The sequence below is a fragment of the Bradyrhizobium sp. BTAi1 genome (assembly GCF_000015165.1).
GTDB lineage: Bacteria > Pseudomonadota > Alphaproteobacteria > Rhizobiales > Xanthobacteraceae > Bradyrhizobium > Bradyrhizobium denitrificans.
This window is the reverse complement of sequence record NC_009485.1, coordinates 4,451,823-4,467,159: the sequence shown is the minus strand read 5'-3', so window position 1 is coordinate 4,467,159 and position 15,337 is coordinate 4,451,823. Positions and strand designations below refer to the sequence as shown.

Here is a 15,337-nt window from a genome sequence, read left to right as displayed (position 1 = left end):
CACAGTTTCAGGTCGCTCGCTTTGGAAGCCGGTTCCGCATGTCTGGATCAGGCTGATGGGTCACTGCGGCAGTGGCAGAAGCCGCGAGGACGACTACATGAGGGTCATCCTCCGGATCTCCAGCAACTCGTCCGTCGTGAAAAAGCTCGTGCTCGTCTTCCTGCTGCTCATTATCGCCCCCTTGTCCCTCTCGGCCGCGAACTATCTGCGCGATGATCGCCGCGGAAACTGGCAAAGCGCCGATCGGTCGAGTGCGGGATTGCTCCCCTCTCCGGCCGAACAGGCCGATGCGCTGGTGCGCGTGTTCGCTGCGCGCACAGTGCGGTGGCGCGGCATCTTCGCGGTCCATACCTGGATCGTGGTCAAGGAGACGGGCGCTCCGCGCTATACGCGCTATGACTATACGGCGTGGGGTGAACCGATCCGCGTGGATGGTTTCGCCCCCGACGGGCGCTGGTTCGGAGCTGAGCCGGAAACGGTTCTGGCCGTCGATGGCGACGAGGCCCAGCGCGTGATCCCGAAGATCCGCAATGTGATCGAGACCTATCGCTTCCGTGCCTATGGCGACTACAACGCCTGGCCGGGGCCGAATTCGAACACCTTCGTCCAGGCCGCGCTGAACGCCGTGCCGGAGCTGAACGCGGTGCTGCCGCCGACCGCGATCGGCAAGGACTTTCCCTACGCCGGGTGGTGGGGGCGCACCGCCTCTGGCACCGGTCTGTTCGTGTCTTTGGGAGGCTATCTCGGCGTCACCGTGGGGTGGATCGAAGGACTTGAGCTGAACGTCCTCGGTGGCGTTCTCGGCGTGGATGTGCGCCGGCCGGCGCTCAAATTCCCCGGCATCGGCAGGCTCGGCCTGCCCATGGGGTGAGGACGGAGGGGCTCCGGCGACCGGCTGGCATGCCGCTTGCTGCGCTTCGACAGCGTGGCGCCACGATGTCGGGGACCCGCCATAGGAGGCCGGTGATGGAGACGCTGTTTGCAATCTGTGCGACCTATGAGGTGGACGATGGCGGCGCACGGGGCTTCGTTCTCCAGCGCCGGGAGCCGGACGGTACCGCCAAGCCGTGGCCGATCCTGGTCACCCGCAAAGGCAATCATTTCTACGGCTTTGAGAATGCCTGCCCGCACCAGGGCGCCCGTCTCGATCAGCGCGCCGGCGAGTTCATGGATGAGGAAGGCAATTTCCTGGTCTGCGGCCAGCACGGCGCGCGCTTCGACCTCGACACCGGAAAATGCTTCATCGGGCCGTGCCAGGGCTCGGCTCTGGCCGCGATCAAGCTGGTGATCGACGATGGCGATGTCTGCCTGTCCGGCATCGATCTCGACGAGGAGGACGGCCTCGACATCGACGACCCAGAGGACGACGTGCCGGACGTGCAGATCACGTCGGATTGACGTTACACCGCCGGCTCGGGCCGTCAGCGCTTCTTCCGTTCGGCGCGGCTGAAATTGCTGAGATGTCCCTCGCGAGCCGCCTGTGCGCGCGCGGCCCTGATCAGGCCGGGGCTGCGGGCCGGAGGGGCGGGCAGCGACGGCAGCCGGGTGAGCTTGCGGCCGCCGCAGCCCGGGCACACCGGTCGTTCGGATATTCCGATCAACAACTCGACGTCTGCAGCGCAATTGGCGCAGTGGAAGCTATAGAACGGCATGAGCCCATCCCCTGTTTAGCCAGGCGGACATTGCAGGAAGCGGGCCATCCGCAAAGGTGCCGAAAGCATCGATCAGGACGGGATCCGGGCCGATTTTCACGCAAACGGCTCGTTCGTTGTCCAGGCGCGTTCCAAACATGACGCCGCCTGCGTCGAACATTCGACAGGTGGTGGTCCGAGCGGTCGACCGCGGCGGCGCGTGCCGCGCAGGCACGGTCGACCGCCCGCCAGCCAGCCGATCAGGCGTGGGTCTTCGGTACGTACTTGCCGGCGACGCACTTGTAACTCTGCAGGCGCCACTCGTGATATGGACCCTTGGACATCCAGTCGGCGATTCCGATCTGTGCACTGACCGCGCACGACGTCATCGTGATGCCGGACATCTCGCTATTCGTGACAACCTTCTCCATGCAGAGCTGGCCGTTGCAGAGCATTGCGACGAGAGTGACGAGCACGTTGATTCTGCCTCCATAGAGTGGGACCCGGTAAGGATCGCGAAAGCAGAGTTCATGCCAAGTTATGATGGTGGGCCGGGTTGCTACGGGACGGATCGTTGCGGATGTTACTTGATCGCTACACAAGCGTGACGAATCCCGAGCGACATCACGCAGGTTTCACAATGCCGTTCGGTATGCTGCTGATGAGTTCGCGATGTGAGCGTCATCGCCACATGCGTGTCCGGCTGCGCGCGCATCCTCGAATTTTACCGATGCCAAAGAACGGGCAGCGTTTGCGCAGTCGAGTGGCGGTTGGGCCGGAATGCCGCCGAGGGCCGGGATACCGCTATTCCAGGGCTTGATTCCAAGGCTCGCAAGTCTTCAAACCCGGCGCTGCCGCGCGTCTCAGGCCTCGTTGAGGCCGGCGCCGCGATCGGTCAGGACTTTCTGACCTTTCGCGGTCAGCTCGTAGATGTCGCCGTCCTTGGCGACGTAGCCTTCGCGAATCAGGCCGTCCAGTTCGTCCTGGCGATCAGGCGAGAAGGCGATTGCCTGGCCGATATCTGCGAGTGTCGCGATCTGGTCGTCCGTCAGCATGGCCATCCTCCCGTTGTCGATCCGAACGCGGCGACGTGCCGAATGTTCCGGGAGCGCGGCATGTGAAGGGGGCGGCATGTCACGCCTTGCGCACGAACTCCGACTTCAGATTCATCTGGCCGATGCCGTCGATCTTGCACGCGATGTTGTGGCCGTCGCTCGCCTCCTGCAGGCGGATGTTGCGCACCTTGGTGCCGCCTTTCACCACCGAGGACGAGCCTTTCACCTTGAGGTCCTTGATGACGATGACGCTGTCGCCATCCGCGAGCACGTTGCCGTTGGCGTCACGAATGCTCGTCTCATCCTCCGCGGCGACAACCGCATCACCGCTCCATTCGTGACCGCATTCCGGACAGACCCACAGCGCGCCGTCCTGGTAGGCGTGTTCGGAGCGGCATTGCGGGCAGATCGTCGCGTCGGTCATGTCATCCTCGGGCGCTGGCAGAAGCGGGGGCAGCGTTAGAGGCTCGGATGGAACCGGGCAAGGAAAATCACGCCTGGCCCGCAGTCGCAGCGCGCGTTGCCGAGGCGTCGCGCGCTGTCGTTGTCGACAATCTGCTGGTCGCGCCAGCGCCCGTCACGCCGCCTTGCGTTCGGGGGCCTTGGCCGGTTCGGTCTCTGCCGCTTCCATGGCCCGCAGATAGGTGTCGAGCAGCGTCTCGTGCTCGTCGCGCTCGTCCTGGTCCTGCTTTCGCAGCTTGATGATCTCCTTCAGGATCTTGACGTCGAAGCCCTCGCCCTTGGCCTCGGCGAACACTTCCTTCTTCTGCTCGTTCAGCTCCGCCAACTCGCCATCGAGGTGCTCGATGCGCTCGACGAAGGACCGGATGCGCGCGCCGGGAATGCCGATCTCTGACATGGTGACTCCTACATGAATGGGACCCTGAAAATGCGCGGCAGTTCGTTGCCAATGTGTTAACGCGCGGGGCTTGACCACAGCCGCGCATGCGACGTGCTTAACGCGGAACCGGGCGTGCAGCGCTTCCGCCGATGCCATGCCCATTCAGCTCCGTTGACCTGCTGCAAGCTTCTGAAACAGCTTCTTCATCGCGTTGACCTTGGCGAGATAGCTCGTGACCGAATGGTCGCCGCAGCGCTCGCCATCCTCGGGCTTGAAGCCGCGCCGGGCGAAGCCCGCGGCAGGGCCGGCGCCGCAGAGATGGATGACGGCCGCGAGATCCTGTTTCTGCTGCGCGGTCGGCTTTGCGGTGGGCTGCCGCGCGAGCACCGCGGCGACCTGGCGGTCGAGCGAAATCACCGTGAGGGCCACCGCATGCACGGGCCAGGCGCGGATCCACAGGCTCGGAGATCCGCAATCGTCTGCCGTGACCTCGTGATCCCGGATGCAGAACCGGGCGGCGTCGGCGAAGGCGCCATCGGTCATCTGGAACAGGCCCACGGCGCTCGAGGCCGGCTGATACAGCGCAAACGGGTTCCAGGCGAGCCGCCAGCGCCAATAGGTCCTCGCCACCGGGTTGCCGGAGCTTTCGGTCTGTGCCAGCGCGGCGAGCAGCTCCGGGGTGATCGCCCGTGTTGCGCTCTCGCGAAACAGCGAGCCATATTGCCGCCACGTCTCCTCCGGCTCCTTGTCGAGCGCGTGGCCGGTCACGACGAACAGCTCGGTCGGCTTGCGCACGACGTGATAGGCGAGATTGGCGAGCGCGAGGACGCCGAGCGCCAATGCGACCCCGACGGTCAGCTTCAGCCAGCGCGGCGCCGCGCCCGCCGTCCGCAGCAACCAGCATGCGCCGCGCTGAGCATATCGCCCCGTATCGCGGCGCAGGGCGCGCCAGCCTTGAGCCAGCCGGCCTTGGGCGCGGCGCGGCTTGCGCGCGGTTTGTGGACGTCGAGCAGGAACGTTCGGCAAGGCGGGACCTCGGGCAGGGGTGTGCCGGTCCATGGTTAAGGAAGAATTTGCGCAAATGGGTCATGCTGCCACTTTCTGCGGTAAGGCGGTGCGCGATGAGGAATTCGGTCAGTACCCTGCTGATGGTGCTGTTGTCGGTGCTGGCGGCGGGCATCCTGGTGTCCACGGCGATCCTGATGAGCGGCGCTGCCGGCCGCTACCGCGAAAGCGTCGCGACGGAGCAGCTCACGGCGGCCGACAAGGCGATCTTCCAGAACGTGCTGGTGATGCGCGCCCGCCGCGGCGACATGCAGAGCGTGCTGCTCAGCGAGGACGATCCGCGCGCCAGGCTCACGGAGTACCAGGGCGTCGAGGTCAAGGGCTATGACGGCATCCTCGCGGCGCTGACCGGCGTCGACATGCCCGAGCGCGATGAACTGATCAGCCGGCTGAAAGCGAGCTGGGAGGCAACGCAGCCGCAGTTCCGGCTGCTGTTCGACGAGGCCGCCAAGCCGCGCGCCGAGCGTGTGCTGAGCCGCACCCAGCCCTGGTATGACGCGATGACCAAGACGCTGGATGCCGCCAATGCGGCTTCGCTGGCCGTCTCCAACCGCGCCTGGATGACCGATCCGACGATCGCCAAGATGGTCCAGGCGCGCCGCCTGGCCTGGCAGGTGCGCGACCGCTATGGCCTGCAATGCTCGGCGATGCGGCCCAACATCAACAGCTCCAAGCCGCTCGACGACGCCCAGAAGGCCTCGATCGGGCAATGGCGCGGCACCGTCGCGGCCGGCTGGTCCAGTCTCGACGACCTCCTGGCGGGCGCCGGCGGCGCGGATCTCGCCGCCGTGGTCAAGACCTCGCGCGCCGAGGTCGAGGCGGCGCATCAGCGCATGGACCAGCTCGCCAAGAGCTTCGACGGCAGCGGCAAGCCGGCGATGCCGGCGCCGGAGTGGAATGCATTCTGCCAGGGCCCGTTCCAGGGCATCATCAATATCGGCATGACCGCGCTCGACGCCTCGATCGCGCGCGCCGAGGCGATCAAGGCGGCCGCCTTGAGCAGCCTGATCGTGCAGTCGATCGCCTTCATCACCGCGCTGCTGGTCGCGGGCGCCGCGCTGCGTGCGGTGCGCGTCCGCCTGGTGCGCCCGGTCGGCGCGCTGATGCAGGCGATCCAGCGCATCGGCCAGCGCGACTACCAGACGCCGGTGCCGCAATTTGCTCATGCCGACGAGTTCGGCGCGATGGCCGCCGCGCTCGAGGGCCTGCGTGAAAGCGCCGCCACCGCCGAGCAATTGGCCCGCGAGCGCGAGCTCGACCAGGGCAAGCGGCTGGAGCGCTCGCAGGCGATCGACAGCGCCTGCCGGAGCTTCGACGACACGGTGCAGGCGGTCATCGTCAGCATGAGCACCTCCACCGGCCAGCTCGATACCAGCGCCAGCGACGTGCGCAAGCTGGTCGACGAATCCACCGATCAGACCGCCGCCGTCGCCAGCGCCGCGGAGACCGCGACCACCAATCTCGAGACCATCGCTGCTGCCACCGAGGAACTGACCGCGTCGGTCTCCGAGATCGCGGCGCAGGTGCAGGCCTCGGCCGCCGAGGCGCGCCAGGCGGTGGAGAAGGCGGCCCAGACCAACGCCACCGTGGAAATGCTGGACCGCGCCGCCAACCGCATCGGCGAGGTGGTCAAGATGATCACCGCGATCGCCAGCCAGACCAACCTGCTGGCCTTGAACGCGACCATCGAGGCGGCGCGCGCCGGCGAGGCGGGCCGCGGCTTTGCCGTCGTCGCCGGCGAGGTCAAGAACCTCGCGGCGCAGACCGCGAGCGCAACCGACGACATCACCCGGCAGATCGGCGAGATCCAGGCTGCGACCGGCGAGTCGGTCGAGGCGATCCGCGCCATCAGTCACAACATCTCCGGCATTGACGAGAAGATGGCGGCGATCGCGGCGGCCGTGGAGCAGCAGCGCGCCGCCACCACCGAGATCTCGCGCAACTTCCAGCAGGCGGCGCAGGGCACCCGCGCCGTCACCGACACGATCGGCTCGGTCGCGGCCCTCAACCGCCAGACCGGCAATGCGGGCGCGGCGATGGTCGCCTCGGTGCGCCGGATGTCCGATGACGCCGACCGCTTCCGCGTGGCCGTCGAAGGCTTCCTCGGCACGGTGCGTCGCGCCTGAGGCGACAGGTCGCGCGCGCCGTCCTCACCTCGTCCTGACATTGACAAACAGCGGCGTGGGCGGATCAGCGCAGGCTGACAAAGGAAAGCGGTCCCGCGGCGCCGAGGCGTGCTCCGAATTGCCCCTCGTGAGAAGAGGGCGCGGGGAATGCCGGGCGCCGGCCGCGCCCATGGCCTCTCGGCATTCCCCGCGATGGTTTTCACGCTTATGGCGCGCTCCCCGGTGTCCGGCTTGTAGCCACCGTCATCAGCGGGATCATCATCCCCCGCGGATTTGGTGCCAGCCTCGGGGTGCCAGCCTTGGGGCGCCAGGACCACGCGTCTTCACGTCCGCAAATGGCTGTTCGTCGGCGAGCACCACGCCCGCTGCAGCCCGTCCACGGCCACCGCATCTCCGGCCCCACGTCTCGTGACGATCGCGATGCGCCCCTCTCGGCGGGCCGGGATGCCGCCAGACAATCACGAATTCGGTAACGGCGAAATAGGTTTAGTGTTTGCCGAAGTGCTGGACAGGGCAAATCAGCTTGAGACGACGCTGGAAATCGGCGTTCATGCGCATGGCCTCTCCGCGCGTGGCGGGGCCGGTCCACGCCTCCGTGTTGCGCAGGCGTCGCAAGGAACCCATGCCCGATCCGCCGGTTGACGCAACTCGACCCAGAGCATCAGCCACGGAGCGCTCCATGATGCAGGACATCAGGGAACACATGGAAGTCATCGGCGCCGACGGCGCGCATGTCGGCACCGTCGACCGCGTCGAAGGCAACCGCATCAAGCTGACCAGGAAGGACAGCGGCGAGGGCAGCCACAAGGGGCATCATCACTTCATCGACAAGGGCCTCGTGGCGGACATCGAAGGCGGCAAGGTCCGCCTGTCGGCGGTGGGCGCCGTGGCGGTGACGATGGAGGAGGAGAAGTAGCGGCGGCGCGACCGCGACCTGTCTCCGTTGTTGCGCGCGGAGCTCATCAATCCAGAGTCTTTGCCGGCCCCGGATTGCTTCGCTTCGCTCGCAATGACGATGCATGACATGCGAGGGTGAAAAGCCGGGCGGCTGGTCAGCCGCGCGCCTTGGCACGCTCTCCGCTGCGGTTACTCGGCATAGCCGACGATCGTCTTCAGCAGCTTCGGAAACCGGGCGTTGATGTCGGCCTCGCGCACGACGTTGCGGTGTTCGACGCCTTTTTTGGTGGTCTGGATCAGGCCGGCCTCGCGCAGGATCCGGAAATGGTTCGACAGCGTCGATTTGGGAATATCGGGGCAGGGGGCGGCCTCGATGCAGGACATGCAGTCGTTCTGCTGCATCAGGCTCTTGACGATGCGCAGCCGCATCGGATCGGCCAGCGCCGAGAGCACGCCGGCCAATGTGATGTCCTCCCGCGAGGGGTGAAACAAGGGCGCCATGAAAAATCATATAGCGACGCCCTTGCGCCGGTTCAATAGTTCACTAGTTCTGAACAATTGAATGAGCGCCGCGGCGCAAGGAGAGCAAGATGACCAGGAGACTCGAAGGCAAGGTGGCGCTGGTGACCGGCGCATCCAAGGGGATCGGCGCCGAGATCGCGGCGCGGCTGGCGGCGGAAGGAGCCGCGGTCGCCGTCAATTACAGCGCCAGCAAAGCGGGCGCTGAACGCGTGGTGGCCGCGATCGCCGCCAAGGGCGGCAAGGCGGTCGCCGTCGGCGGCAATTTGACCGATGCCGGCCAGGTGAAGGGCGTGGTCGCCGAGACCGTCAAGGCATTCGGCCCGATCGACATCCTCGTCAACAATGCCGGCGTCTACGCCTTCGCGCCGCTGGACGGCATCACGCCGGAGCATTTCCACAGCCAGTTCGATCTCAACGTGCTCGGCCTGTTGCTGGTGTCGCAGGAAGCCGCGCGGCATTTCAATCCGGCGGGCGGCAGCATCGTCAACATCTCCTCCGGCGTCTCGACGCTGACGCCGCCGAACACCGCCGTCTACAGCGCGACCAAGGCGGCGGTCGACGCGATCTCCGCGGTGCTGTCCAAGGAGCTCGCGCCGCGCAAGATCCGCGTCAACACCGTCAATCCCGGCATGATCGTGACCGAAGGCGTCGTCGCGGCAGGCTTGCACGAGGGCGACATGCGCAAATGGATCGAATCCACCACGCCGCTCGGCCGCGTCGGCAAGGCCGCGGAGATCGCCGCCGCCGTCGCGTTCTTCGCCTCGGATGATGCGTCCTATGTCACCGGTGAGACGCTGCACGTGACGGGCGGGTTGCGCTGAGCGAGGGAATCGTCCGTCATGGCCGGGGTCTGAACCCGGTCATGCCGGATGAGGTCAGACAATGCGGATCAGTCAGTAAAGTGCAGCGTCACCGTAATTCCCAAGAGGTCCGTGAGCCAGGTGCGCGATGTCAGGTGCAGGCCGAGCGCCTCCCGCGGCGTGAACCGCAGCCACGGCTCGTCCTGCCAGATGATGCAGCGGTGGTCGTGCATCGTGTCCCCGCAGGCGGCCATGGCCTCCGCCTCGCTGCCGGGGCCGAAGATCGCATAGTCGGTCCACAGCGTGGCGCCCGCAAAGCGTACGCCCGCGAGCACGACCGCCTCGCTCTCCAGGAGATGCACCCCGAACCGCGCCGCCTCGGCGCGCGCCAGCTTCAGCTCATCAGGGTAGGTGCGGTGATAATATTCATGGTTGCCCATCACCATGACGATCGGCACGTCCTCGGCCACGATCTCGCGCAGCCGCGCAAACCCGTTCACCGCCCCCTCGCAGGCATCGCCGGCGACCACGACCACATCGACCCCGGGCAGCGCCTTGATCGGCTTGATGTCGGCCATATCGGCGTGGAGATCGGAGAAGATGTGGAGGTGCATGGGAGGTATCAGTCAAGTAGGTAAATTTACTTCGCTAATCTGTACAGTAATCTTGATATAATCCGAGATCGCAATAAGACGAAAATCGGTGTCCCTATGGTCAACGACGTCACAAATCACCTGCTGGCGCATTTGCCTCATTTTAAAGAAGCAATCGATGCACTAGCTACATTGAATAAGTATTTTGAGTCCCGTGAAACAAAGTCTGCTGCCTTAGGCGAGTTGTCAGAGGTAGTCATAGCCAGCTATGTCGGGGGCAAACGCCGCTCTCCCGGAACAAGAGGTCACGACATCCTCGCTGGCCATCACTTCATTGAAGTCAAGTCACGTCTGATCGGCCAATGGAAAGACGCTCTAATGTTTGATTTTAGTAAGCACTCGGCCGAAGCCCATGTCGCATATTGTTTGGCTTGGGATATTGGGGAAGACGGTCGGCCGATTATGCAGCACGCATTTGAGCTAGATATCCCATTCCTGTTGAAGACATGGGGTACGCCGGCTCAGCGCAACTATTCTGCAAGGACCACGTTGGGAAAACTAAAAATAGCAGTATCAGCTATTGGCCGGTCGGAAATTGTCTGTTCTCCAGCGGACTAAAAAGGCAGCGTGGTGCTCCGACGGGAGCTTTAGCGATGAGAAATACGTGAGTGCGACGGTGCCAACCGCTTAATCCCGTCTACGCCTTCTTCGGCTTCGCTAAATCTCTCTTCTCAATTGCTTGCAACTTGGTTGGCGGAAGGCTGCCATAAAGTTCAGCAATCTGCTTCGGTCGAGATATCATCGCTTCAGCAATGATGTTGATCAGGCGGAATAGCTTCAGCGCGGTATCTCGGTCGTCCCGCAGGTCTATTTGCCCAGGGTGAACCGCCTCGTTACCTATCACCCGAACGATGTCGAGTGCCTGCTGAACTGCCGGCTCTAGTCCCTTTTTGACCAGACTGCCGATGTCTGTATCGATGTTCTTGCCGGGCTCGCCGAGCTGAATGCAGATCTTCTGAACACATAGCCTCAGCAATGCCGCCGCGCCTCGCGGTGAGAGGTCGACAATTTTGGCAGCTTCTAGGAAGTCAAGCTTTATGTCGTCGTCCAAGTCAGAATTTGGTTCTGCCCCGAATCTCGTATGAGGGAAGGCCAACTGGTCATAGACCCAGATTGCCAACGAATTGCAGCTGTAGCAGCTGCTTACTTCGCAGTTCTCAAGGCGCAGATTCAAGTAAGCGGTAGTCTCCTTCTGTTCGAAGAAGGGCTTTTTGGTTAATCGCTTTCGAAAGAACTCCTCCACGGTTCTCTTCATCTCTGAATCGTAGATCGCATTTGATCGAATTTGATCGAGGACGTCGCTGGCAGGAGTGCATGGCTTTTGATCTTTTGGGTAGTAGTCGCAAAATGGCTTAAACCAAAATTGTTGAGCGAGAGCGCCGCACGTAGGGCAATTGAAGGAAGCGAGGCCAAGAGCAGGTTCGATGTGTAGCGGTGCCATTGACTTTTGCTCCTAGCGTTGCGCGCGAGAGCGGACGACCTCGCGGTTCCGTGTTGCGGCTCTTGCACAAAAACTCCCGCGCAGATTTTGCGCGGGAGTTACTCGGCTGTGCAATGGAGATTTCTTGAAGTATTGAGAGCGGTATTTCGAGGCAGTGTTCCTTGGGACGGACGACTACGAACACCCCGTCGTGCTTCCGCACGTATCGCACTTCATGCACGTCCCGTTCCGCACCAGCGTGAAGTTCCCGCACTCCGAGCACATCTCGCCTTCGTAGCCCTTGGCCTTGGCTTCGGCGCGGCGTTCGGCCTTGGAGGCGACTTGCGTCGCGGCCGTGCCGGCCTTGCTCCATTGCAGGGCTTCGAGCTTCTCGGTGGGCGAGAGGTCGTGTTGGGCTTCCTGCTTCAGGGCGACGGCGCCTTCGATGGCGTCGCCGGCACGGGAGCCGGAGAGGGCGGTGACACGGCCCGACGGGGCGCCATCATGCGGAGCGGAGACCGCCGCCGTGCTCGACGAGGAGCCGCCACGCATCACCACGAGGTTGTCGGTGCGGGAGCGGGTCAGGCCGCGCGAGACGTATTTCGCGGCCTGCTGGCTCGGGCCGTCCTCCGATGGCTTGCCTTCGTCGACGCCGCGGCCGAGCGCGTCGAAATTGCTTTCGGACGGGTCGACATGGGCGAGGTCGAAGCGCGACATGTAGCTGACGGCGAGCTCGCGGAACACGTAGTCGAGGATCGACGTCGCGTATTTGATCGAGTCGTTGCCCTGGACGGGGCCGGCCGGCTCGAAGCGGGTGAAGGTGAAGGCGTCGACATACTCCTCCAGCGGCACGCCGTACTGGAGACCCAGCGACACCGCGATGGCGAAGTTGTTGATGAAGGAGCGCAGCGCCGCGCCCTCCTTGTGCATGTCGATGAAGATCTCGCCGAGGCGGCCGTCATCATACTCGCCGGTGCGCAAGTACACCTTGTGGCCGCCGACGACCGCCTTCTGGGTGTAGCCCTTGCGGCGATCCGGCATCTTCTCGCGCTCGCGCATCACCACGATGCGCTCGACCAGCTTCTCGACGATCTTCTCCGAGACCTGCGTGGCGCGCGCGGCCATCGGCTTCTCGTAGAAGGACTCGACCGCATCGTCCTCGTCCTCGTCGTCAGCGATGAGCTGCGAGTTGAGCGGCTGCGACAGTTTCGAGCCGTCGCGGTAGAGCGCGTTGGCCTTCAGCGCGAGCTTCCATGAGAGCAGATACGCCGCCTTGCAGTCCTCGACCGTGGCGTCGTTCGGCATGTTGATGGTCTTGGAGATCGCGCCCGAGATGAACGGCTGCGCCGCCGCCATCATGCGGATGTGGCTCTCGACCGAGAGGTAGCGCTTGCCGATCTTGCCGCAGGGATTGGCGCAATCGAACACCGCATAATGCTCGGCCTTCAGATGCGGGGCGCCCTCGACCGTCATAGCGCCGCAGATGTGCACGTTGGCGGCCTCGATCTCGCGCTTGGTGAAGCCGATGGCCGACAGCAGCTCGAAATTCGGGGCGGCGATCGCGTCCGCGGAGACGCCGAGCTGCTTGACGATGAAGTCCTCGCCCAGCGTCCACTTGTTGAACACGAACTTGATGTCGAAGGCGGTTGGCAGCGCCTTCTCGACCTTGGCGATGGCCTCGTCGGTGAAACCCTTGGCCTTCAAGGTCGTGGCGTTGACGCCGGGGGCGTTCGACAGCGAGCCGTGACCGACCGCATAGGCCTCGATCTCGGCGATCTCGCTCTCGCGATAGCCGAGCACGCGCAGCGCCGCGGGCACCGCGCGGTTGATGATCTTGAAGTAGCCGCCGCCGGCCAGCTTCTTGAACTTCACCAGCGCGAAATCAGGCTCGATGCCGGTGGTGTCGCAATCCATCACCAGGCCGATCGTGCCGGTGGGGGCGACCACGGTGACCTGGGCGTTGCGATAGCCATTGACCTCACCGAGCGCCAGCGCGTCGTCCCAGGCCTGGATGGCGTGGCTGACCAGCGAGACCTGCGGGCAATGAGCGTGATCGAGCGGCACCGGGTTGACCGACAGCGCCTCATAGCCGGTCGCTTCGCCCTTGGCGGCACGGCGGTGGTTGCGGATGACGCGCAGCATATGCGCGGCGTTCTTCTTGTAGCCGGGGAAGGGGCCGAGCTCGCCGGCCATCTCGGCGGAGGTCTTGTAGGCAATGCCGGTCATGATCGCCGACAGGGCACCGCACAGCGCGCGGCCCTCCTTCGAGTCATAGGACAGGCCCATGGTCATCAACAGGCCGCCGATATTGGCATAGCCGAGGCCGAGCGTGCGGAACTCGTAGGACAGCTCGGCGATCGCCTTCGACGGGAACTGCGCCATCAGCACGGAGATCTCGAGCACGACGGTCCAGAGCCGGCAGAGATGCTCATAGGCGCCGACGTCGAAATGCTTGGTCTCGGTGTTGTAGAAGGTCAGCAGATTGGCCGAGGCCAGATTGCACGCGGTGTCGTCCAGGAACATGTATTCCGAGCACGGATTGGACGCGCGGATGTCGCCGGACGCCTTGCAGGTGTGCCAGTCGTTCATCGTCGTGTTGAAGTGCAGGCCGGGATCGGCCGAGGCCCAGGCGGCGTGGCCGATCTTCTCCCAGAGGTCCCTGGCCTTCAGCGTCTTGACGACCTTCTTGTTGGTGCGGCCGATCAGGCTCCAATCGCCATCGGTCTCGACCGCGCGCAGGAAGTCGTCCTTCAGCGACACCGAATTGTTGGAGTTCTGGCCGGACACCGTCAGATAGGCTTCCGAATCCCAATCCGTGTCGTAGATCGGGAAGTCGATGTCCTTATAGCCCTGCTTGGCGAACTGGATCACCCGCTTGATGTAGTTGTCGGGCACCAAAGCGCGGCGCGCGAGCTTGATCTCGCGGCGCAGCGCCGGGTTCTTCTCGGGGTCGAAGCAGTCGTCGCCGGAGCCCTCGCAATTGACGCAGGCCTTCATCACGGCCTTGAGGTGCTTCTGGTTGATCTTGGAGCCGGTGACGAGGGCTGCGACCTTCTGCTCCTCCTTCACCTTCCAGTCGATATAGGCCTCGATGTCCGGATGGTCGGCGTCGACCACCACCATCTTGGCGGCGCGGCGGGTGGTGCCGCCCGACTTGATCGCGCCCGCGGCACGGTCGCCGATCTTGAGGAAGCTCATCAGGCCGGACGAGCGGCCGCCGCCCGACAGCTTCTCGCCTTCGCCGCGCAGCCTCGAGAAGTTGGAGCCGGTGCCGGAGCCATATTTGAACAGGCGTGCCTCGCGCACCCACAAATCCATGATGCCGCCGTCATTGACGAGGTCGTCCTCGACGCCCTGGATGAAGCAGGCATGCGGCTGCGGATGCTCGTAGGAGGACTTCGACTTGGTCAGCTTGCCGGTCTTGTAGTCGACGTAATAATGGCCCTGGCCGGGGCCATCGATGCCATAGGCCCAGTGCAGGCCGGTGTTGAACCATTGCGGCGAGTTCGGCGCGACCATCTGCTTGGCGAGCATGAAGCGCAGCTCGTCATAGAACGCGACCGCGTCCTCTTCCGACGAGAAGTAGTTGCCCTTCCAGCCCCAATAGGTCCAGCAGCCGGCGAGGCGGTCGAACACCTGCTTGGCGGAGCGCTCGCTGCCGTAGCGTTCGGTCTCGGGGAGGGCGGCCAGCGCGTCGGTGTCGGGCACCGAGCGCCACAGCCAGGACGGCACGCTCTCTTCCTCGACCTTCTTCAGGCGCGCGGCGACGCCGGCTTTCCGGAAATATTTCTGCGCCAGCACGTCGGAGGCGACCTGCGACCAGAATTCGGGGATCTCGACATTCTCGAGCCGGAACACCACCGAGCCGTCCGGATTCTTGATCTCGGACGTGGTCAGGCGGAAGTCGATCCCTGCATAGGGTGACTGTCCTTCGGTGGTGTTGCGCCGTTCAATCCGCATCGCGAGCCCCAATTGTTCTTGCCGGACCGCGTTCGCGGCCGGGATCATTGCATCCAAGGGCGGCGGCTGGCGAGTCCCGATCCCGGGACACCCGCCTGCCGCCGCAGTTCAACCGGTCGCCCGGCCCGTCTCTGTTCTGCCTCGAAGGCGGCAGGCCGCCGCGCCGTTGTCCGGCGTCTCGCCCCGTCTTCGTCGTCGGCGCGCGCAGCCCGTCCGCTGCCCGCTCCGCCTCATGTCTCAACGCCTCACGTTCTCGACGCCTCACGCTCACAACGCACCAGGCGCGCCATCCTGCTCCCGTCTCGCTGCAGAGGAGCCCCCACATCTAGTGGGTTCCCCTGCAGGACACCGTCCGCTTCCGTCCCGG

16 protein-coding genes are annotated in these 15,337 nt (G+C 64.5%); 6 read left to right on the top strand and 10 right to left on the bottom strand.

Translation table 11 applies throughout. From position 1 onward, the window contains the following. The first annotated feature begins 148 nt into the window (after nt 1–148). Together BBTA_RS19900 and BBTA_RS19895 are read left to right on the top strand one after the other, a co-directional pair. Entirely contained in the window at nt 149–871 is a 723-nt protein-coding gene (locus BBTA_RS19900) for a DUF3750 domain-containing protein (RefSeq protein WP_041751535.1), read from the top strand. A 95-nt stretch (nt 872–966) separates the two neighbouring features. Beyond that, nucleotides 967–1,398, top strand: a complete 432-nt coding sequence (locus tag BBTA_RS19895) for a Rieske (2Fe-2S) protein (protein WP_041750782.1) — start codon at nt 967–969, stop codon at nt 1,396–1,398. Between the two features lie 23 nt (nt 1,399–1,421). On the opposite strand, the gene BBTA_RS19890 is transcribed toward BBTA_RS19895, so the two are convergent. From BBTA_RS19890 to BBTA_RS19865, 6 genes are all read right to left on the bottom strand, one after another. Next, nucleotides 1,422–1,652, bottom strand: a complete 231-nt coding sequence (locus BBTA_RS19890; protein ID WP_012044304.1) for an FmdB family zinc ribbon protein — start codon at nt 1,650–1,652, stop codon at nt 1,422–1,424. Between the two features lie 239 nt (nt 1,653–1,891). Then, nucleotides 1,892–2,107, bottom strand: a complete 216-nt coding sequence (locus BBTA_RS19885) for a hypothetical protein (RefSeq protein WP_012044303.1) — start codon at nt 2,105–2,107, stop codon at nt 1,892–1,894. A 387-nt stretch (nt 2,108–2,494) separates the two neighbouring features. Next, nucleotides 2,495–2,686, bottom strand: a complete 192-nt coding sequence (locus tag BBTA_RS19880) for a hypothetical protein (protein WP_012044302.1) — start codon at nt 2,684–2,686, stop codon at nt 2,495–2,497. Nucleotides 2,687–2,765: 79 nt separating this feature from the next. After that, nucleotides 2,766–3,110, bottom strand: a complete 345-nt coding sequence (locus BBTA_RS19875) for a zinc ribbon domain-containing protein YjdM (RefSeq protein WP_012044301.1) — start codon at nt 3,108–3,110, stop codon at nt 2,766–2,768. 153 nt (nt 3,111–3,263) lie between these two features. Continuing rightward, nucleotides 3,264–3,545: a DUF2312 domain-containing protein gene (locus BBTA_RS19870; RefSeq protein ID WP_012044300.1), complete on the bottom strand. Its 282-nt coding sequence runs from the start codon at nt 3,543–3,545 to the stop codon at nt 3,264–3,266. A 144-nt stretch (nt 3,546–3,689) separates the two neighbouring features. Beyond that, nucleotides 3,690–4,469 (bottom strand): transglycosylase SLT domain-containing protein, encoded by a 780-nt coding sequence (locus BBTA_RS19865; RefSeq protein WP_012044299.1) that lies wholly within the window; start codon nt 4,467–4,469, stop codon nt 3,690–3,692. Nucleotides 4,470–4,648: 179 nt separating this feature from the next. Between BBTA_RS19865 and BBTA_RS19860 the strand changes: the two genes are divergently transcribed. Both BBTA_RS19860 and BBTA_RS19855 read left to right on the top strand, forming a co-directional pair. Continuing rightward, on the top strand, nt 4,649–6,718 hold the full coding sequence (locus BBTA_RS19860) for a methyl-accepting chemotaxis protein (RefSeq protein WP_012044298.1): 2,070 nt from the start codon (nt 4,649–4,651) through the stop codon (nt 6,716–6,718). 682 nt (nt 6,719–7,400) lie between these two features. After that, nucleotides 7,401–7,634, top strand: coding sequence for a DUF2171 domain-containing protein (locus tag BBTA_RS19855; RefSeq protein ID WP_041751534.1), 234 nt, complete (start codon nt 7,401–7,403; stop codon nt 7,632–7,634). Nucleotides 7,635–7,804: 170 nt separating this feature from the next. Here BBTA_RS19855 and BBTA_RS19850 read toward each other — a convergent pair whose 3' ends face one another. Beyond that, nucleotides 7,805–8,116: a helix-turn-helix transcriptional regulator gene (locus BBTA_RS19850; RefSeq protein WP_012044296.1), complete on the bottom strand. Its 312-nt coding sequence runs from the start codon at nt 8,114–8,116 to the stop codon at nt 7,805–7,807. An 89-nt stretch (nt 8,117–8,205) separates the two neighbouring features. Here BBTA_RS19850 and BBTA_RS19845 point away from each other — a divergent pair, with 89 nt between their 5' ends. Then, the gene (locus BBTA_RS19845) at nt 8,206–8,958 is read left to right on the top strand and encodes an SDR family NAD(P)-dependent oxidoreductase (RefSeq protein ID WP_012044295.1); all 753 of its coding nucleotides are present in this window, start codon (nt 8,206–8,208) and stop codon (nt 8,956–8,958) included. A 68-nt stretch (nt 8,959–9,026) separates the two neighbouring features. Here BBTA_RS19845 and BBTA_RS19840 read toward each other — a convergent pair whose 3' ends face one another. Beyond that, complete coding sequence (locus tag BBTA_RS19840; protein ID WP_012044294.1) at nt 9,027–9,551, bottom strand: metallophosphoesterase; 525 nt, start codon at nt 9,549–9,551, stop codon at nt 9,027–9,029. Between the two features lie 96 nt (nt 9,552–9,647). Between BBTA_RS19840 and BBTA_RS40165 the strand changes: the two genes are divergently transcribed. Continuing rightward, entirely contained in the window at nt 9,648–10,148 is a 501-nt protein-coding gene (locus BBTA_RS40165; protein ID WP_148221481.1) for a hypothetical protein, read from the top strand. Between the two features lie 79 nt (nt 10,149–10,227). Here the strand turns inward: BBTA_RS40165 and BBTA_RS19835 are convergent, their stop codons facing one another. Continuing rightward, a complete protein-coding gene (locus tag BBTA_RS19835) occupies nt 10,228–11,031 on the bottom strand; it encodes a DUF4145 domain-containing protein (RefSeq protein WP_012044292.1) in 804 nt (267 codons plus the stop codon). A gap of 174 nt (nt 11,032–11,205) precedes the next feature. Then, nucleotides 11,206–14,970, bottom strand: coding sequence for a vitamin B12-dependent ribonucleotide reductase (locus BBTA_RS19830; RefSeq protein ID WP_041751532.1), 3,765 nt, complete (start codon nt 14,968–14,970; stop codon nt 11,206–11,208). Nucleotides 14,971–15,337 lie beyond the last annotated feature (367 nt).